General features: G+C 58.3%; 17 protein-coding genes. 5 read left to right on the top strand and 12 right to left on the bottom strand.

Translation table 11 applies throughout. The annotated features are described in order from the left end of the window. Window positions 1-49 precede the first annotated feature (49 nt). The 12 genes from BN3659_RS08595 to BN3659_RS08540 form a co-directional block, all read right to left on the bottom strand. Entirely contained in the window at window positions 50-2143 is a 2094-nt protein-coding gene (locus BN3659_RS08595) for a hypothetical protein (RefSeq protein WP_141682543.1), read from the bottom strand. A 39-nt stretch (window positions 2144-2182) separates the two neighbouring features. Continuing rightward, on the bottom strand, window positions 2183-3244 hold the full coding sequence (locus tag BN3659_RS08590) for an Omp28-related outer membrane protein (protein WP_091536223.1): 1062 nt from the start codon (window positions 3242-3244) through the stop codon (window positions 2183-2185). Window positions 3245-3250: 6 nt separating this feature from the next. Continuing rightward, window positions 3251-4351, bottom strand: a complete 1101-nt coding sequence (locus BN3659_RS08585; RefSeq protein WP_091536221.1) for an Omp28-related outer membrane protein — start codon at window positions 4349-4351, stop codon at window positions 3251-3253. Window positions 4352-4359: 8 nt separating this feature from the next. After that, window positions 4360-5442: an Omp28-related outer membrane protein gene (locus BN3659_RS08580; RefSeq protein WP_091536219.1), complete on the bottom strand. Its 1083-nt coding sequence runs from the start codon at window positions 5440-5442 to the stop codon at window positions 4360-4362. Between the two features lie 123 nt (window positions 5443-5565). Next, window positions 5566-7212: a DUF6029 family protein gene (locus BN3659_RS08575; protein WP_091536218.1), complete on the bottom strand. Its 1647-nt coding sequence runs from the start codon at window positions 7210-7212 to the stop codon at window positions 5566-5568. 9 nt (window positions 7213-7221) lie between these two features. Beyond that, complete coding sequence (locus tag BN3659_RS08570; protein ID WP_410488793.1) at window positions 7222-7653, bottom strand: TlpA family protein disulfide reductase; 432 nt, start codon at window positions 7651-7653, stop codon at window positions 7222-7224. 946 nt (window positions 7654-8599) lie between these two features. Beyond that, on the bottom strand, window positions 8600-9094 hold the full coding sequence (locus tag BN3659_RS08565) for a 3'-5' exonuclease (protein WP_091536271.1): 495 nt from the start codon (window positions 9092-9094) through the stop codon (window positions 8600-8602). A 67-nt stretch (window positions 9095-9161) separates the two neighbouring features. Further along, window positions 9162-9392: a hypothetical protein gene (locus BN3659_RS08560; RefSeq protein WP_091536214.1), complete on the bottom strand. Its 231-nt coding sequence runs from the start codon at window positions 9390-9392 to the stop codon at window positions 9162-9164. A gap of 102 nt (window positions 9393-9494) precedes the next feature. Continuing rightward, window positions 9495-9965, bottom strand: a complete 471-nt coding sequence (locus BN3659_RS08555) for a hypothetical protein (protein ID WP_224757872.1) — start codon at window positions 9963-9965, stop codon at window positions 9495-9497. Next, complete coding sequence (locus tag BN3659_RS08550) at window positions 9962-10483, bottom strand: hypothetical protein (RefSeq protein WP_091536213.1); 522 nt, start codon at window positions 10481-10483, stop codon at window positions 9962-9964. The genes BN3659_RS08555 and BN3659_RS08550 overlap by 4 nt, the downstream gene beginning before the upstream one ends. Beyond that, on the bottom strand, window positions 10480-11196 hold the full coding sequence (gene ubiE / locus BN3659_RS08545; RefSeq protein ID WP_091536211.1) for a bifunctional demethylmenaquinone methyltransferase/2-methoxy-6-polyprenyl-1,4-benzoquinol methylase UbiE: 717 nt from the start codon (window positions 11194-11196) through the stop codon (window positions 10480-10482). The genes BN3659_RS08550 and ubiE overlap by 4 nt, the downstream gene beginning before the upstream one ends. Continuing rightward, window positions 11193-12479, bottom strand: a complete 1287-nt coding sequence (locus BN3659_RS08540; protein WP_224757873.1) for an ABC transporter permease — start codon at window positions 12477-12479, stop codon at window positions 11193-11195. The genes ubiE and BN3659_RS08540 overlap by 4 nt, the downstream gene beginning before the upstream one ends. Before the next feature lie 301 nt (window positions 12480-12780). On the opposite strand from BN3659_RS08540, the gene BN3659_RS08530 reads away from it, so the two are divergent. The 5 genes from BN3659_RS08530 (at window position 12781) to BN3659_RS08510 (ending at window position 18296) form a co-directional block, all read left to right on the top strand. Next, the gene (locus BN3659_RS08530; protein ID WP_091536266.1) at window positions 12781-13527 is read left to right on the top strand and encodes an SDR family NAD(P)-dependent oxidoreductase; all 747 of its coding nucleotides are present in this window, start codon (window positions 12781-12783) and stop codon (window positions 13525-13527) included. Window positions 13528-13657: 130 nt separating this feature from the next. Continuing rightward, the gene (locus tag BN3659_RS08525) at window positions 13658-14428 is read left to right on the top strand and encodes a zinc metallopeptidase (RefSeq protein WP_091536208.1); all 771 of its coding nucleotides are present in this window, start codon (window positions 13658-13660) and stop codon (window positions 14426-14428) included. Further along, on the top strand, window positions 14428-16035 hold the full coding sequence (locus BN3659_RS08520) for an SGNH/GDSL hydrolase family protein (protein ID WP_091536206.1): 1608 nt from the start codon (window positions 14428-14430) through the stop codon (window positions 16033-16035). Before BN3659_RS08525 ends, BN3659_RS08520 begins: the two co-directional genes overlap by 1 nt. Window positions 16036-16045: 10 nt before the next feature. After that, window positions 16046-17542, top strand: a complete 1497-nt coding sequence (locus BN3659_RS08515; protein WP_091536204.1) for an MBOAT family O-acyltransferase — start codon at window positions 16046-16048, stop codon at window positions 17540-17542. A gap of 7 nt (window positions 17543-17549) precedes the next feature. Continuing rightward, window positions 17550-18296 carry a phosphatase PAP2 family protein gene (locus BN3659_RS08510; protein ID WP_091536202.1) on the top strand — a complete coding sequence of 249 codons (747 nt, stop codon included), beginning with the start codon at window positions 17550-17552 and terminating at the stop codon, window positions 18294-18296. The last annotated feature ends 298 nt before the right edge of the window (window positions 18297-18594 follow it).

Below are 18594 nucleotides of genomic sequence, written 5' to 3'. Positions count from 1 at the left end.
CCTGCGATCAGAGCGAAGAAGTCTCTTCCAAACAAAAGTCATCGATCACTTAGTTGCGGATACGCACATGAGCACCTCCGTAACCCGGCAGGGGCTTCGCAGCGACACGAGCGGTTTTCTCAGCCTCGAAGCGCTCGGCAACGGCTTTGGCGATCGCCTTCTGGGCCTCCTGCCCGAGCGTGAGCACCTCGGATTCCATGGTGTCGTAGTTCAGACGCATCACGGCCAGATCGCTGACCACGTCTTTGCCGGTCTCGTGATTCTTGCCGATACCGATAGCGAGGGCCAGCATGTCGTCCGTAATCTTACCTTCCGAAGTCGTGGTTACACCGTAGTTCGTCATAGCGGCTTCGCCCATAACGTACTCGGTCCAAGCCATCAGTTTCTCCTCATCGGTAGCCGACTCGAGGTCGTCGATACGCGCCGAAGCATCATCTTCGGTGCAAACCAAGTAACGCATCGAGTATACATCCTCGTTGGGAATGAACTCTACGCTCCACCTCATGTTGTCTTTATCCACCGCATCCTCGCCGAACTCTACCTTCGGGTCCTCACCGCCATCGTTGGGGGCGGTTCTGACATTCATATACTGGACATCCACGAAGTTGCCGTCCCATGTCTCGGCAAGTACGAACGTTACATAGTCCGTATCCGGCTCGCATGCGGTATAGGTGAAGTATGCCTCTGCCTTACCGGCCAGCGGAGTATTTATATTGGCATGCTGGATCATGTACATACGCATCGTCTCGACGTTGGCGGGATCCGTCAGGTCGATGTCGGTCATCCCGCCCGTAACCGGATCGGGATAGCACATACCTTTTTCGAGCGTCATGAAGAAATAGCAGGCGATCTGCTCCTCGTCCGGATAGAAGTTGATGCGGAACTTCGTCTTATCGTTTCCATCGACTTTCTCCCATTTCATCAGATCCTTCGGCTGGTCGAACGTGCCGATCGGCTTGGTTTGGCAGAGACCGAGCTCCTCCATTTTCAATACCTGCTCATCGGTATTCGTAGCAGTTATGAAAATGCTGTAATCGGTATCGGGTTCCACATACTGCCACTGATAAGGATCGTCTTTGGATACCATCCAGCCGCCGTTCAGCACCAGATCGTATTCGTTGTTGGGCAACTGACCGCCGCTCGGATTCAGGCAATAGTAAACCCACTTCGTAGTTTCGCTCTCGAACGTAACATCGAAACGCAGCATCATCGACGAGCACTTCACGAATTCGCACGAATATTTCGCTGGCGCCACATTCGGATCGGGTTCCTTCAGGTCATAATGGGCATAGAAAATAGTCGGGTTGCGCGTCAGGTTGCCGTCCATGGCGATAGCGACTGCCGTAGACCGCGTATCCTTATCTCCCCATGCCAGCAGGTCGCGGACATTTACCACCTTTTCCGTAGCATAGTCCAGCACATACGAGCAGGCGATATCCATAAATTCCTTTTCGGTACCTCCGCTTTCGAAGAACTCGTCGAAGTCGGCTCGCGCCAGCTCCCACCAGAAGAATCCGGCGCAGTCTTCGTTAGGCGTGTAAGTAACCTGCGTATAACGGGTGTTGGTTATCACCGACAGGGTTACCTCCGGATTGCCGATCAGCTCGCCGGCCGAGTTGGTCTTTACTGTCATCTCCGTATACTCGGCCGGGTTGTTGCCGTCGTCGGTCCGGCATCCCCACACCATGATCTGATATTCGGCATCGGGAATCATGACGCCTTGGAAGATCGTCATGTCCGTAGAGAAATCGCGCGGTTCGCCCACACCGTCGACCGCACCCTTCCATGCACCGGCACCCGTACCGTCCGTTGCGAACATACGGACCTTCGTATATTCTTCGTAGGACATATCGGGCTCCGTTCTCAAAGCCATACGATAGTCCTCGGCGAAACGGGCACGCATCTTGAATTCCACACGATAGCTCAAGCACTCCGAATGCGGAGTAACCTGCCACTCGATCTTATCCGTAGACGTCGCTACCAGAGTAATGTCGGCGCCCTCCGTAGTCTGGGCTTCAACCTTCGTCCCCGGTGTAGGGTTGGGATCGGGCTCTGGAGTAGGATTATCCGGATCGTCCGAACAAGCTACGCTCACTGCCGAAAAGAGCAGCAGAGCGGGTAACCATCTGAGAAATTTTTTCATAGTGAAATAGGTTAAGAATGTAATAAAGAAAGTTAGTAATTATTCGTTGTACTTATAGTCGCAGGAGCCGTTTTTGGCTTTGCACTCCACGATATTGTTGATAGATCCGCTGCTGTCGGTCGCATAAACCGCCACGCGCAGATTGTCGACCACCCATTCCGAATCCACTTCGGTGGAAAATTCCATCGTCTTCTCCTTGTCGGCCTCAAGAGTACCTGCCGAATCGCCGACCAAATTGGACGAGAGCAGCTTGCGGACCACATTGAAGTGTTTGAAATCGGGTTTCTCGTAGCCGTCCTGAATCTGCTTGGCCGTGATACCGTCTTCGAGGATGATCGCAGCGAGCCGGTACTCTCCGCCCGTATTGGAGGTGATGCCTACCGTAATGTCGATCTTGCCGGTCGACTCGTTGTAGCTGCTCTCCACCCGCAGGCCGCAGGTAGCCGGATACTCCTCGCGCGACAGGTCGTAAGCGTCGATGACACCGCTCGAAAGACCCGCATTGTCGATCGATTCGCGCAGATCGACCACGACCGAGGGAAAGCCCGAGATCGTGAACATCTTATCGAGCATATCCATCACGGGCGTCGTCATCGGGTCCTTCTCGGCAGGACCGTCGCCATGGACCGCGAGGATAACCATCCGGTCGGGGCGGTTCTGCGCCAGCATTTCGAGCGTCTGTCCGGCAGCCGGGCAGTTCGTGCACCACGTACCCGTAATATCCATCACGCACACTCTGCGGAAATACTTCTCCTCCACAGCCGTAACCTTCACGGTTTTCGACGTCCGGGAATCGTACGTCGCCGCAAAGGTGTAGTCGCCGGCGGTCTTCGTCGAGAACGTCGCATTTTCGAGTTCCTTCTCCTCGCCGCTCGGGTCCGTGCAGCTGATCTTCGCAGACGCAGTAACATCCTTGCCGTTCGATTTGACGGTGAACGTTACCTGATCGTTGCCGTTGGCGACGACACTCGTCTTGCTCGCCTCCAAGCTGACCTCGTTCCCGACAGGCTCCTCTTCCCCGCTGTTCCCCGAACATCCGACCGCCATGAAGACAGGGAAGGCCAGCGCACAGGTCGTAAGTAGGTTTATAATCCGTTTCATAGTTCTTTATTCGTTATAAAGGTAGTCGATAGATTCGTCGATCCCGCAGGTGGCCGCATTGTTGCCGTAGAAGTCGACGCCGTTGGACGAATTGAGCACGCAGACCACGACACGCATGTTGTCGGTGTTCCAACCGTTCTGCACGTTGAACGTGTAGCTCTTGGTCGCTTCCGCGTCTTTCTCGATCGTATTCAGACGATCGCCCACCAGCGAGGCGGCCCCGGCAGCGCGCACGACGTTGTCGTGTACGTAATCGGACGAACCGCCGTCCTGATCCGCCACGATCCCGTCTTCGACGAGGAAGGGCAGGATGCGGTACTCATTGGTTACGGAAGCCTTCACCGTAAATTTCACAGTGATCGTACCCTTGGCCGCATCATGCTTCGAATCGATCTTGACGCCGCACGCGGCCGGATAATCCGCCAACATGCGGTCGATGTTTTCCATCGTCGTCTTTTCGGGCGTCAGACTGTAACAGTTCGTATCGGACCGAAGATCGAGGAAGCAGCCGGGCAAACCGCTCGTATACAGCACGTCGATCATGTAGCTCGTGGTAACATCTATTGCCATCGGATCCATCACCGCGCTGTAGTTCATATGGAACGCACCGATGACCATACGGTCCTGATATTCCTGACTCAAACTCTTCAGCGCCTTGTTCATATTGGGGCAGTTATGGCATCCCGTCGAAGTGAAGTACTGAGTGAAAACCTTCCGATAGAAGACCTCTTCTTCGTTGTTGGCGCTGACCGTAACCGTAACCTTGTTGTCGGAAACCAGTCGCGTGCTGCCTTCGTAGCGGGCTTCGAAAACATAAGTGCCGACGACGGTCGAAGCGAACTGCATGGACGCCTGTTTCTCGCTGACGGCTTTTCCGTCGCGCTCCACCAGATAGAGCCGGGCGCTTGCGTTCGAGGTAATATCTTCGCCCCCCAGCATCACCTGAAACGTAACCTTGTCGGCTCCGTTCGCAATGATAGCGGTTTTATCCGCCTGAAGCGTCAGTTTACCGTCGTTCACGGGACTCTCCCCTCCGTCCGAGCCGGAGCATCCCGCCGATCCGATGATAAACGAAAGAGCGACAAAAATATTCAGAAGTTTTTTCATGACATCTATTACTCGTTATAAGTGTAATCGATCGAACCGCCGTCGAGCTTGCAGCTTGCGGAGTTATTCACATAGTACGCATCCCCGCTCTGAGCCAGAATGAAAGCCACGACACGCATGTCCTCGATGTTGTATTTCGTCGTACTCATGTCGATCGTGAAGGTATGCGAAACCTCTTCGCCGGCATTGATTACCCCGTCGCCGATAAATTCTCCGCGGAGATTGTTGATGGCGATCACCACATTGTTATGAAGGTAATCGGGATCGTTTTCCGCTCCGGTCTGCGTGTATTCGAGTCCGTCAACCACAACGGCGAGACCCAAAGCGTACTTGTTCGTCGCTTCGGCGGCCACGGTAACTTTCGCATCCACCTTCTTAGTATCCTTGTTATAGGTCGACGCGATTTTCACGCCGCATGTAGCCGGATATTCCAACAGCGACTTGTTGATCGCACGCACCAACGACGAGGTGGTAGCATCCACAGACTTCTGGCGCATGTCGATGACTGCCGAAGGATACCCCCGCAGGTCGGGGAACTGGCTGAACATCTCTTCGGTCTGCGGGATCGCATAAGGATCCGTTCCCTGAGAACTGGAACCGTGCATGGCCAGAATCTCGATCCGATCGGGGAACTGCTCCGACACGAGCTTCAGCGAGCGCGTCATGCCCGGACAGTTCACGCACCACGTACCGGTGAGCTGCGAAATCAGAACACGGCGGAAATACTTCTCGTATTTGCTCCGGTTCTTCACCTCCACGGTAACCTCGTTGGAATAGATGCCGTTGTAGCGGGCCTGGAAGGTAACCGTCTCGTTGACGGTGGAAGTGTAGTACATCTCATCGAGGAAAGTAATCTCCTCACCGGGGATCAGAATAACGGCTTTGTCATTGAGGTTCACGCCCGTATCGGATGTAACCGTGAAATTCACGACATCCTCGCCGTTCGCCTCGATGGCATTCTTGTCGACCGTCAGTTCGATCTCTTTGATATCATCGAGACTCGGCTTAGGTTCGTCATCGCTTCCGCTGCATGCGACGAAAGCCGTCGATGCGCCTGCAAAAAGAGCGACTGCAAAAAAGAATTTTTTCATTTTCGTGTATTAAAAATTGGTGTTACTTTGTTTCGTTCTGTCCGGTTACGCAATATTTCGATTGTCCTTACGACTCATAAACGTAATCCGACCTAAAATACTGCATGACCGCGGAATTCAACCTTAGAACGAAATCGTCATCGCAAAATTGGCACCCGTGTAAGCCGAAATGATTCGGCACACACCGCCCGAGCAGACATAACCGGCGCGGTTACGTCCGTAGCTGAGCGACAGGCGCGTATGCGAATGTGCGAAGCTGACGCCGCCGCTGTAATAGTGCAGGCGGTTGGCTTCCGCGTCGTTGCCGTGGTTGTACATGTCGCTGACGAAGATGCTCCACTTGGGGGCGAACGAAGCTTCGAGCAATCCGGCCATCCAGTCTTTATCCCCCTCCTTGGAGGTCAAATACTGCAATTCGAGACGCAGCGAGAACCTCGGCGTGAATTTGTAGAGGAAGTCGCCCACGACGATATGAGCCAACTCGGTTTTGGCGGTCGCACCGTAATCCGTATTGCGCTCCTGCATCGAATAAAGCAGATTCATCTTGAATGCACGGGTCCACTGTTTCTCGATATCCGCGCTGAAATCGCGGAACATCAGCTTGTCGGCACGCGCATTGCCCTTGCCTGCAAGCGAATAATAGGTCGAGAAATTGGCATGCAGCTTCAGACCGCGTCTGCCCCCGAGCCACGTTCCGCGCTTTACATTGTAATAAATATCCGCCTGACCGCCGATCTCGCCGTTTCGGCTGTCCTGCGTCAGCGGCGTATAAGGATGCAGGTTCGTAAGCAGATACGTATACTGCATCGTTACCGCCGGCAGATAATTATACACGTTGGCAGCGCTCGACGACGTACGGTCGAACTTGGAATACATCCACTCGAAGCGGCGGCCGGTGAGGAAAATACCGAGACCGTTGTTGCTGTATCCCAATTCGAGGAGCTGCGCGTTGCCGCGTTTGCCGACGAACTCGCGGGGATCCTCGCTGCTCATCTCCGTATTGGGGAAATAGTTCGTACCGTTATCCACATATTCGGCTTTGGCCATGAACCCGCCGTTTTCGTAGTTCACGCGAGCGGACCACCCCGTTACATTCGGAGACATCCCGTTCTCGTAGCTCTGCGGAACACTCTGATAGTGATTCAGAACGGAACCTTCGAGCAGCAAGGTCGACTTCTTGGCGCCGTACATCTCCGAGATGTTGAGACTCAGATCCAAACCGCGGAACTGAACGCCGGTATCGTACTCCATGCCGAAACGGGGCGTACCCCAGATCGCCTTGAGAGCGACGTAGTTCTTATAATTATAAGTAAAACGCGCCCCCATCAGGGAGTTGTTGATACCCAGCGCACGATCTTCCCACGCTCGGAACAAAAGGCCGCTGCCGAACTGTTCGTAAAACGAACCGGCCGTGATCGAGAACGAGTCATCGACCCACGACGCATAAATATTCGTCAACTTCGTGCCGGTAAATTCCGCAGGGTAGTCCTGAATGACAGGCAAATAGCTTTCGAGCTGAACGCCAGCCGAAAATTTGCTGCGGATATAATCGACCTTCAGATAGTTGTTCGAACCGAAACGATCGTCGGGCGTTTTCTGGCCGGGTACTTCGATATCTTCCTTGACGAAATAAATATTATTGGTCTCGAAGCTGCCAGTGAGGAATCCTTTTTTATCGCGTTCTTCGGCCTCCCCCTCCTGCGCCTGTGCGGTACCTGCACCGGCGACGAGCGTGAAAACGACGAACGGAATCAGTTTGGTGAATTTCATGGGTTCGTGTTATTTCTTGAGTTTAATTATCTCCTTCAGCAATTCCGCTTCTCCTCCCGGATTATAGCCCGTATGAGAATAAACGACCTTACCGTCGGCATCCACTACGAAAACCTGCGGCACGAGGTTGACATTCATGGCGCGTTTGAGATCTTGGTTTTTATCGTAAAGAACCGTGAAGTCGGACCATCCGAAACCGCTGGCCATAGCCTTGGCTTTCGAAGCCGAACGGCTGTCGTCGATCGACACGGCGATCACGCGGAAATCAGCCTGATCCTGCCAATCCACGAATTGATCGTTGATCGCGTTGAGCTCGCGGATGCACGGTTTGCAGGTCGTGGACCAGAACGAAATGATCATGGGGGTCTTCGCATCGAGCAGGGAAGAGGTCTGAATCAATTCGCCTTTCTCATTCTCGATCTTCACGTTAGGAAGACGCATCTGAGCCGATGCCAATGTTGCGAAGCCGGCTAAAGCGACTAAAGTCAGTAAAAGTTTTTTAACCATAAATCAGCACTATTTAAGTATAAAAATAAAAGTTTAGTTAACAAATATAGGCATCAACAGGTAAAGTAACAAATAATTTAGCAGAAAAATTTTAAGATTTTAACGAATAACCTAAAAATTAGCGCAAAAAGATAAGGAGCAACTGGGTTTCCGGCAACAATTTATTGCAATTGACCGAAAAATTGTTACAATCGCATTCCTCGCTGTATATGTGATCATTCCACGGCACGAACCTGCGTGGAAAACGGTATTTGCGCTCCGAACTGCACTTTGCGGAAAATCCCCGAATGATTTCCGGCGAGCCAGCAAGCCGCAAAACCGGTTGAGTGAGCCCCGACCAAATCCAATAACGGGCGCAAAATTACGGATAAATAAGCACATATCCGCATTTTCGACGAAAAATTTATTTGTTCCGGTAACACTTTGAAACCATGAGGCCGGAAAACGGGACCTCGAAATAATACCGAACAAGACCTATACCTATATATAATAATAAATGCCGTCATGTCTGTCTTATACTCCGGAGACATATGCGACAGCATGACGGCACTGCATGTAAAACAGACGCAAACTCCCGCTAAAGACCGATGCGCACTATCCTGTAAGGCAGAACCGGAATGCGCAACGGTGAATTCCGACCGTTTTACGGAATCAAAATTAACCAATTTTTCCGGACAAACAACACTTCCTACGGTTTCCGCATATCATAGCTTCCGGAAATAAACGGCCCGTCGAGGGGTTGCAGAGCGGTCTGAAACCGAGGGGGGGGGGTAAAATAAAATATTTACAACAAAGCAGTTGCAACGATACTCCCGCGTATGACATAAAAAAACGCAAAACCGGCAATTACGGCGAACCGCCGTGCAGGCGACGGTCCGTCTTACAGAATTTTCAAGGCGATGTGCGCACAAGCTTCCGCATCGGCCAAGGCATGATGGTGGTTGTCGAGCCGAAAACCGCAAGCCTCGGAAACCGTCTGAAGCCGGTGATTGGGAAGCTGCTTTCCGAACACCCGACGCGAAGCCCTGCAAGTGCAATAGAACCGGTAGTCGGGCCACGGCATGCCGAACAAGCGGAAGCACGCTCGCAGACACCCCTCGTCGAAAGGCGAGTTGTGGGCCACCAGCGGCAGATCAGCGATCAAGGGCGCAATTCCGGCCCACACATCCGGGAAATCGGGTGCATCGGCCGTATCGGCAGCCGTCATACCGTGAACGAGCGTGCAGAACCTACTGTAATAATCCGGCCTCGGGTGGATCAGCCGATAAGCCGTATCGACAACCGCACCGTCGCGCACGACCACCAAACCGACCGAACAGACGCTCGTCCGTTCGCGGTTCGCGGTTTCGAAATCGATAGCGGCGAAATTTTTCATAGGACAAAAATAACGAAAAAAACGGAATCCCTCGGTGAAGGATTCCGTTTTCACGTGTCCCGGACGGTTATTTCACCTCGGTCTCGGACTGAGCCTGCTCGGCGCAGCAGGCGGCCGACGAATCGCACGCGCCGCAATCGTTGTTGCAGTTGTCGGACTTTTCGTTGCAACAGGCGGCAGCCTCGGTCGCAACGGGGGCAGCTTCGGCTTCAGCGGCAGCCTTTTTCGTCGCATTGCCGCAGCAGCCGACCATCGTCGCAGCGGCCAGAACAACTACGAAAGACAAAATCTTTTTCATCGTTTCAACAATTTAGAATTAAACATTTATCATCGCCGCAAAGATACCGATTCGGTGCGGATATGCAAGAAAAAAACGGATATTTTTCGAAAAGTCCCTTTTTTAGTTCACGAGGTCCGCAACGGTCAGCTCTTCGCTCCGGGGGAAAGCCTTGGGGAAAGTCGTCCGGATACGTCCCATCAGGATAATGGCCTCTTCGGCCGTAACGCAGTCGCCCGCCGTAACGGTGAAATAGGGCGCGTTGTAGGAGATATAAACCTTCGTCGACGGATAGGTCGAAGCGAAGAGTTCGCGCGCGGCCTCCGCTCCGGCTCGGGCATCCTGTCCGTTATCGAAAAAGATGCAGACGCGGTAACCTTTGAAGCGCAGCCGGAGATTCTCCTGCGCAGCCTCGGCCACGGCATCCGCCGCATCGCCGTGCTCCGCGACCGTAACGGCGGAGGTTCCGTATCCGGTCGCCCTCGCGAGCGGTTCGGCCAGATGTTCCCGAAACGCGGGAAGAGATTGGGCGGAGAGTTCCGACGCGCCAAATGTCAGAACAAGCGCAAAGAAGATCGAAAAAGCACGCATCATAGGTCGAAATAAGTTTTCAGATCGTCCGTATCGGCACCAAAGATACGAAGAAAATCCGGCAAAGGCATCCGTTCCTTCCGAATATTCACTCCCGCAGGACCTCCCCTGCCCTTCACGCGGAATCCGACCTCGATCTGCGAGAAGTCGCCGCAGCGCAGCCTGCGCAAGAGGGCATAGAGCCCCAACGGATCGTCGATGCTCAGCTTCCAGCGCGTGGTTAGGCTCTGAGTCGTCCGGCGCGGCACTTCGACCCCTTCGCGGAGGCGGACGCCTCCCACGAGCGTTCCGTCATACCAAACTTCCAATTCGGCTTCGTGGAGGAGCAGCTTGTATCGGGAACCGTTATGAATGCGCACGGTGAGGTCGATGCCCGACAAAGCATGGCGTTCGATCCGCTCCACGCCTTCGATCCGGATACTGCGGCGGGCCTTCTCGGCGGCTCGGCGGCACGACGAAAAACTCAGTGCGACGAGGAGCGAAAAAGCCGCAAACAGGAGGGTTGAAAGTCGTCTGCTCATTTTTCACCTACATATATATGCGCGATTCCGAAACTTTGACTGCGGGCCTTGCAGTTGCGGAAGCCTGCACGGGACATCATCTCCAGAAACCGTTCCGGCGCAGGAAACTCGCCGATCGACTCGGGCAGATACTCGTAAGCTTTCCGGTCGCGGGAGACCATACCGCCCACGCGGGGCAGCACGCGGCGGTTCCAGAAGCCGTAGAAAGCCCGCGCCAGCGGATTGCGGGGTGTGGAAAATTCGAGGATCACGATCCGTCCGCCCTCGCGGAGCGTCCGGGCGATATCCCTCAGCCCCGCATCGAGGTCTCCGAAGTTGCGGACGCCGAAAGCGACCGTCGCCACGTCCACCGCGCTGTCCGAAACGAACAGCCGCTCGGCGTCGCCCGTGTCGAGCACGACCCGTCCGTCGAGCCCCGCTTCCGCGACCTTACGGCGGGCGATGTCGAGCATGCCCTCCGAGAGATCGACTCCCAGCACCTGCGTACCGCGGATGCGGCGGGCCATGGCGATCGCCAGATCGCCCGTACCGGTGGCCACGTCGAGAATGCGCCGCGGTGCGAAACGCCGCACCAGACGCACGACGCGGCGGCGCCACAGGCGGTCGATATTCAGCGACAGCGTATGGTTCAGCATGTCGTAGGTCGGAGCGATGCGGTCGAACATCTCGCGCACCTCCTCCTTTTTGGTTTGTTCCGTATTATAAGGTTTCATCGTTCGTAACGTATGGTTTCACTCGGTTTGACCGTCGAAACGACCCGCGCAGGAATCGTCAGCAGCAATACGATCGCAGCCGCCGCACCTCCGTTGAGCAGCAGCCACCAGCCCCATCCCAGCGACACGGGGACTTCGGAGAGCAGATAAGCCTCCGAATCGAGTTTCAGCAAGTGGAAACGGCATTGCACGAAACACAGCCCGAGCCCCGCGACATTGCCCCATGCGAGGCCGCGCAGGGCGATGAAGGCGGCCCGCCAGAGAAAGATGCGCCGCACGGCTCCGTCGCGCATGCCCATCGCCTTCAGCAGGCCGATCATGCGCGTGCGTTCGAGCACGAGGATCATCAGTGCCGTAGCCATGTTGAAAAAAGCGACCGCGAGCATCACGGCGATCACCACCGCGGCATTGACGTCGTGCGCCTTCAGCCAGTCGAAAATATTGGGATACGACTCGCCGACACCGGTCGCAACGAGGTTCTGTCCGTCGTCAGGAGCATCGTAGAGCAGCAGGTGCGACAGACGCCCGGCCAGCGGCTCCGCATCCTCAAAGCGGACCGCATCGACTCCGTAGCCCGAAACCTCGTCGGGCGCCCAGCCCCACAAACGCTGTACGTTGCGCAGATCGGTGAGCACGACGGCGCCGTCCATCTCATCCATGCCCGAACTGTAAAGGCCCGAGATCCGGAACCGGTCGCGGCGGGGCGCATCGTCGGGATCGACGAAAAGCATTTCGACCTTGTCGCCCGTCCCCAGCCCGAGCCGACGGGCCAGAAGGCGCGAAACCAGCACCTCCTTGGTCCGCACCGAGTCCGCCACGCGGGGCAGCGCCCCCTCGGTCAGACACTCCGCGAAAAAGCTCCAGTCGTACGTGTCGTCCACCCCCTTGAGCATCACGCCCTGCACGGCGTCGGCCGTCCGGACGATCCCCTCCTTCACCGCATAGGGCCACATTCCGTCGACTCCGTCGACCGACCGGACCGCCCGTTCGAGCGGTTCGCTCCGGCGAACGGGCACCGACGCCACGGCATCGGCGCCGCGCAGGTCGGTGATCTCCACATGCGCCGTGAAACCCGTCATCAGACGTGCGACCTCACGCTTGAATCCCATGACGACGGCCAGCGCGAGAATCATCGCCGCGACGCTCAGCGCCACGGAGAGCACGGCGATACGCACCATCACCCCCCGACGGCGGCCGTCGGAGGTGCGGGCGGTGCGGCGGGCTATGAAATATTCGAGATTCACGCGGCAAACGGGGTCCGTTTCGGACGGAACCGGATACAAAGTAACGCATTTTTTTCGGTTTTCGTGCCATCGAAGCCACCAAACAGATGCGTGCGAAATAATATGGAGCCGAATTTTTCCGTTTTCCGGGAAAAACGTTATTTTTGCGAGCACGATGACACACATCCGCCTGCCGGCTTGCGACAACCTCCGCGACACGGTCCGACGCGCGGCGTCCGGCCCGGTCGGAGCTCCGGAGTCGGTGCGGCGAAAGCCGCGGACGAAACCGCCGGCTGCGGGGATACCGGTGCGGCGCTCGAAGCACACACGAATGCATCGTAAACTGCAAAAGCATAGTATGATGAGAAAACAGGCATTGATCACGGGAGCCACCTCGGGCATCGGACGCGCCACGGCGCTCCGGCTCGCAGGGCTGGGATACGACATCACGGCCACGGGCCGACGCGCGGAGAGGCTCGCGGAACTGAAAGCCGGAATCGAAGGGAGCGGAGGGCGCTGCACGACGCTCCTCTTCGACGTGCGCAGCGAAGCCGAATGCCGGCGGCATCTCGGGCCGCTGGAGCGTGTGGATCTGCTGGTCAACAACGCCGGACTGGCCGCCGGGCTGGAGCATATCGACTGCGGCGACACCGCCGATTGGGACGCCATGATCGACACCAACGTCAAGGGACTGCTCTACGTAACGCGGATCGTCTCCGAAAAGATGGTCGCGGCAGGCGCGGGGCACATCGTCAACATCGGCTCCATCGCCGGCACGGAGCCCTACGAGAACGGTGCCGTCTATTGCGCGTCGAAACACGCCGTGCACGCCATCTCGCAGGCCATGCGCGCCGATCTGCTGGCCAGCGGCATCAAGGTGAGCGAAATCCGCCCCGGCATGGTCGAGACCGAATTCTCGCTCGTGCGCTTCCACGGCGACAGCGCCCGGGCGGACAAGACCTACGACGGCGTTACGCCGCTCACGGGCGCGGACGTCGCCGAGGCGATCGCGTGGATCGTGCAGTTGCCGGCCCACATGAATGTCAACGACATCGTGCTGATGCCCGCCCAACAGGCCGGAGCCTATTATACGCACCGGAAGAAATAAAGGCCGCAGCCTCCGGCGCCGAAGGCCCGGCAACGGGCACGGTCCGCGCGGAAATGGCTTCCGTATTGCAGGGAAAATCCCTCGGAAAACGGATTTTCACCGAAGAAAAAACGAACACAAAACGACTATTATGACATTACCGCTTTTCGCCGTCCTGCTTCAGGCCGGCCACTACACCTCCGCCTCCCAGCAGGCGGCTCACTATTCGGCTGCTACGCTGGGCATGTTCGTGCTCATCATCCTGATCGGAATCATCGGATTCGGCGTGCAGGCCCGCTTGCAGTCGGTCTTCAGAAAGTACTCGAAAATTCCCTTCGCAGGCGGCCTCACGGGTGCCGAGGTCGCCGAGAAGATGCTGCGCGACAACCGCATCCACAACGTCAAGGTTACCCATGTCCCCGGACAGCTCACCGACCACTTCGATCCCAAGACGATGACCGTCAATCTGAGCGACGCCGTCTACTCGTCGAACAGCGTGGCGGCCGCGGCGGTCGCGGCCCACGAGTGCGGGCATGCCGTACAGCACGCACAGGGCTATGCTCCGCTGGTGATGCGCTCGCAACTGGTGCCCGTGGTGATGTTCTCGTCGCGGATGGCCACGTGGGTGATCCTCATCGGACTGGGCATCCTCGCCACGACGCAGAACGAACTGCTCTGCTGGATCGGCGTGGGCATGATCGCCATGTCGGCGCTCTTCTCGCTCATCACCCTTCCGGTCGAATACAACGCTTCGTCGCGCGCACTCGTATGGCTCGAATCGAGCCGCACGATTCAGGGCGAACAGCTCGCACAGGCTAAGGAGGCCCTCGGCTGGGCGGCCCGCACCTATCTGGTGGCCGCACTCAGCGCCATCGCCTCGCTGCTCTATTACGTCTTCCTGATTCTGGGGCGCCGCGACTGATGTACGACGGGAAGGACTACACCCACCGGAGCTGGCTCGCGGCGGCGGCGCTGATCGCGGTGCTCGTCTGCGTGAGCCTCATCCCTCCCCGCAGCGTGGGCGGAGTCTCGCTCAGACGCGCCAACATCCTCTCGGATCTCATCGATTTCGGAGACGAGGAGGCCGCGCCTGCCGCCTCGCAAGTCCCGCTCGACGAAGAGGAGTTCCGCATAGACCTCGAAAAAGTGGCCGAACAGTTGGCCCGACATTCCGCAGCCGCCCCGCCGGAGCCGACGGAAAGCCCGGCCGACACGCTGTTCGCCCCCGTGCAGACGACCTTCGAATGGACGATCGGAACGGCCGACACGACGTTGCATCCCGTGTGCGCGAACAACCTGCCCCCCGCAGACGTCCTCCAGCCCATCGAGGACTTCGACACCACCGGCAGCAGTCCGCTGCAAGCCCTCTACGACAAACTGCTCGACGGCCGGCCCGTCCGGATCGCCGTGCTGGGCGACTCGTTCATCGAAGGCGACATCCTCACGGCCGATCTGCGCGAAACGCTGCAAGAGACCTACGGAGGCTCCGGCACGGGTTTCGCACCGATGGCCTCGCCGCTCACGGGTTTCCGCCGCACGGTCCGGACCTCGGCGAAGGGATGGACCCCCTACAACATCATGCAGTACAAAACGACGCCCCGGCCCCTGCGCAGCGACTTCTTCGTTTCGGGCTGGGTCTGCCGCCCCGAAAACGGAGCCCAGACCCGCTGGGAGGGGACCGACGCACGCCGCCGGCTCGACCCCTGCGAAGGGGCGCGCATCCTCTTCCTCAGCCGCGGCGACAGCCGCGTGGAGGTCGGCATAAACGATACCCTGCACAGGACTTTCACGGTCCGCGGAGCCGACGTCCTGCGTCAGATCGCCGTTTCGGGCGGTCCGATCCATTCGCTCTCGTTCCGCGTGGCGGAGGGCGCGCCGGGCGTTGTCGGCTACGGCGCCCTGCTCGGCACCGCGGGAGCCGGCGTGGACAACTACTCGGTCCGCAGCAACAACGGGCAGGCCCTCTTCCGCACGAATCCGGCGCTCAACGCACAGGCGCAGGCGATGATCGGCTACGACCTCGTCGTGCTGCAATACGGACTCAACATCATGCAGCAGGGCATCCGCAACTATGCCAACTACGGGGCGCAGATCGTCAAGATGATCGCCTACGTCCGCCAGTGCTTCCCCTCGGCGGCGGTGCTCGTGATGGGCGTGAGCGACCGCTCGGTCCGCACCGACAGGGGCTTCGAACCGATGGACGCCATCCCCTACATGATCGCCTGCCAGCGGGGAGCCGCTGCGGCGCAGGGAGCGGCTTTCTGGGACACGGCGGCGGCCATGGGCGCGATGGGCGGCATGGAGCGGTTCGTGGCGAACGGCTGGGCCGGCAAAGACTATACGCATATCAACTTCGCCGGCGGTCGAGAGGTGGCGCGGGCGCTGGCCGACGCCCTCCACGACGGCGTGCGACGCTCGGCGCACGAACGCGAAGAGAGACGCCTGCGCGAGGAGCGGTCGCAGTGCGTGGCCGACAGCCTCCGGCAGGCGGTGCGCGAACGGCTGATGGCGCCCGTGGCGATAAAATGAGACGACGAGGATGGCATCGGCGGCGGAGATACTGGACAAGGCACTCGGGTTGTTGGTCTACGACACCCACCAACCGCTGATCTTCAACAGCGGACTGTTTCTCTTCCTGTTCGCGGGGTTTCTCCTTTTCTACGCCCTGCTCCGGCGCAGCACGTCGGTGCGGATCATTTACGTCATCCTCTTCTCGCTCTATTTCTACTACAAGTCAAGCGGCGTCTACTTCCTGCTGCTGGTCTTCGCCGCCGCGAGCGACTATTGGATCGCGCGGGCACTCTACCGCACGCGGCGGCCGTGGCTCCGCCGGAGCTGGGTCGTGCTGAGCATCGCGGTGAATATCGGAATGCTGGGTTATTTCAAGTACACCAACTTCCTGATCGACATTTCGAACCGGCTCTTCGGCGAAGGTTTCCTACAGTTCCGCAACATCTTCCTGCCCGTGGGCATCTCGTTCTTCGTCTTCCAATCGCTGAGCTACACGATCGACATCTACCGCCGCCAGCTGCGTCCGCTCGACCGCTGGACGGACTACCTCTTCTACCTCTCGTTCTTCCCGCAGCTCGTGGCCGGCCCCATCGTGCGGGCCAAGGACTTCATTCCCCAGATACGCCGTCCGCTCCATGTCTCGCGCGAAATGTTCGGCACGGGGGTCTTCCTGATCCTCACGGGTCTCTTCAAGAAAGCGATCGTCTCGGACTACATCTCGCTGAACTTCGTCGACCGCATCTTCGACGAACCGCTGCTCTACTCCGGCTTCGAATGCCTCGCGGGCATCTACGGCTACGCCCTGCAGATCTACTGCGACTTCTCGGGCTACTCGGACATGGCCATCGGCATCGCCCTCCTGCTGGGCTTCCGCTTCCCCAAGAACTTCGACTCGCCCTACAAGGCAGCCACCATCACCGAGTTCTGGCGCCGATGGCACATTTCGCTTTCGACGTGGCTGCGCGACTACCTCTACATCCCTCTGGGCGGCAACCGCAAGGGGCGCGTGCGCACCTACATCAACCTCCTCATCACGATGCTTCTGGGCGGCCTGTGGCACGGCGCCGCCGTGCGCTTCGTCCTCTGGGGTGCGCTCCACGGCGCGGCGCTCGCCCTGCACAAGCTCTGGCTGAAGTTCGTGCCCCGCGCGAAGGCCACCGGAGCCGAAATGTCGTGGGGCTGGCGCATCGCGGGCATCTTCTTCACGTTCAACCTCGTCTGCTTCGGGTGGCTGATGTTCCGCGCCGAGTCGATGCAGACCGTCTCGCTGATGCTCCACCAGATCTTCAGCAATTTCAACCTCGCGGTCGCGCCGCAGGTCCTAAAGGGCTACCTGAGCGTCTTCCTGCTGATGGGTGCGGGCTACGCGCTGCACATGCTCCCCGCCTCGGCCGACCGCACGGCCCAGCGCATCGTCGCCGCCTCGCCGACGGTCGTGCAGGTCCTGCTCGCCGCTGGGATGATCTGGTGCGTGATGCAGATCAAGTCGTCGGACATCCAACCTTTCATCTATTTCCAATTCTGACCCCGACATGAATTACGACTGCGACCACGGGCTCTTCATGGCCCTCAACTTCGACGGCGGCCCGCTCACGGACCGTGCGATGACCGTCGTCTCGGGCACGCTCCTGTGGCTGCCCCTCTACGCCCTGATCCTCTGGCTCGTCTACCGGCGCGGCGGCTGGCGCAACCTGCTGCTCTTCGCGGGCTGTCTGGCCGCGGCCCTCGTACTGGCGGACATGTTCGCCGGCATCTTCAAACACTCCGGCGTGCTCAAACACCTCTGGGCCGACTTCCCGCCCCGTCTGCGGCCGATGTTCACCCCCTCGCTCGAAGGGCTCTCCATCCCGGCCGACTCGCTGATCGCCCTCCGGCGCGCCGCCGTCGCCGGCGACTGGGCCGTACACGTCCCGGCGGGCGCCGTGGCGGGCCTCTACGGCACCGTCTCGTCCCATGCGGCCGTGATCGCCGCCCTCGCGGCCCTCTCCGCACCGATCGTCCGCCGCCGGTGGTTCACCGTTCTCATGATCCTCTGCGCGCTGCTCATCTGCTACTCCCGAATCTACCTCGCCAAGCACTTCCCCATCGACCTGCTGCTCGGAACAGCCGTCGGGCTCATCACGGGACGGGCCATGTACCTCCTCTACCGACGCCTCAGCCGGCAGCGGGACGAGACCGCGCGAGCCGCGACCCCGACACACGAAAGAGATCACCGCGCACGCAAGGCCGATCCCGACAAACGGCGACACGCAACCTCCGGCTCCGCAAAACGACAGTAACCCCGCACCACCGCACGAACCGAGCCCCCCCGTTAACGACAGAACGGACCGCTCCAGCAGTCCGTTCCCCGCAACGCCGGCTTTCGCAAGTGGGCGGTGCGAACCTTGATAATTATGACGCGGCCCTCCACTCCGACTGCCGGACCGCTGGCAGTTTACCAAAAAAGCGGAGCCGATATCGCTTGGGACCGATACCGACCCGCCCGGCAAACGGCGGCTTTCACAAGCGGCCGAAAGCCCCCTAAACAAATTTAAAGCTCTTTCGGGATTGTTTATTCTGCCTCCCGAAACGGCAGTC

The sequence above is a fragment of the Alistipes sp. CHKCI003 genome (assembly GCF_900021155.1).
Taxonomy (GTDB): Bacteria; Bacteroidota; Bacteroidia; order Bacteroidales; family Rikenellaceae; genus Alistipes; species Alistipes excrementavium.
Note: the sequence above shows the minus strand (reverse complement) of the source record. Positions and strands in the feature narration are given on the sequence as shown.

Bases quoted from the DNA above. Each gene is read 5' to 3' on its own strand.
- BN3659_RS08595 (WP_141682543.1), bottom strand. From the start codon at position 2,143: ATGAAAAAATTTCTCAGATGGTTACCCGCTCTGCTGCTCTTTTCGGCA.
- BN3659_RS08590 (WP_091536223.1), bottom strand. From the start codon at position 3,244: ATGAAACGGATTATAAACCTACTTACGACCTGTGCGCTGGCCTTCCCT.
- BN3659_RS08585 (WP_091536221.1), bottom strand. From the start codon at position 4,351: ATGAAAAAACTTCTGAATATTTTTGTCGCTCTTTCGTTTATCATCGGA.
- BN3659_RS08580 (WP_091536219.1), bottom strand. From the start codon at position 5,442: ATGAAAAAATTCTTTTTTGCAGTCGCTCTTTTTGCAGGCGCATCGACG.
- BN3659_RS08575 (WP_091536218.1), bottom strand. From the start codon at position 7,212: ATGAAATTCACCAAACTGATTCCGTTCGTCGTTTTCACGCTCGTCGCC.
- BN3659_RS08570 (WP_410488793.1), bottom strand. From the start codon at position 7,653: ATGCGTCTTCCTAACGTGAAGATCGAGAATGAGAAAGGCGAATTGATT.
- BN3659_RS08565 (WP_091536271.1), bottom strand. From the start codon at position 9,094: ATGAAAAATTTCGCCGCTATCGATTTCGAAACCGCGAACCGCGAACGG.
- BN3659_RS08560 (WP_091536214.1), bottom strand. From the start codon at position 9,392: ATGAAAAAGATTTTGTCTTTCGTAGTTGTTCTGGCCGCTGCGACGATG.
- BN3659_RS08555 (WP_224757872.1), bottom strand. From the start codon at position 9,965: ATGATGCGTGCTTTTTCGATCTTCTTTGCGCTTGTTCTGACATTTGGC.
- BN3659_RS08550 (WP_091536213.1), bottom strand. From the start codon at position 10,483: ATGAGCAGACGACTTTCAACCCTCCTGTTTGCGGCTTTTTCGCTCCTC.
- ubiE (WP_091536211.1), bottom strand. From the start codon at position 11,196: ATGAAACCTTATAATACGGAACAAACCAAAAAGGAGGAGGTGCGCGAG.
- BN3659_RS08530 (WP_091536266.1), top strand. From the start codon at position 12,781: ATGAGAAAACAGGCATTGATCACGGGAGCCACCTCGGGCATCGGACGC.
- BN3659_RS08525 (WP_091536208.1), top strand. From the start codon at position 13,658: ATGACATTACCGCTTTTCGCCGTCCTGCTTCAGGCCGGCCACTACACC.
- BN3659_RS08520 (WP_091536206.1), top strand. From the start codon at position 14,428: ATGTACGACGGGAAGGACTACACCCACCGGAGCTGGCTCGCGGCGGCG.
- BN3659_RS08515 (WP_091536204.1), top strand. From the start codon at position 16,046: ATGGCATCGGCGGCGGAGATACTGGACAAGGCACTCGGGTTGTTGGTC.
- BN3659_RS08510 (WP_091536202.1), top strand. From the start codon at position 17,550: ATGAATTACGACTGCGACCACGGGCTCTTCATGGCCCTCAACTTCGAC.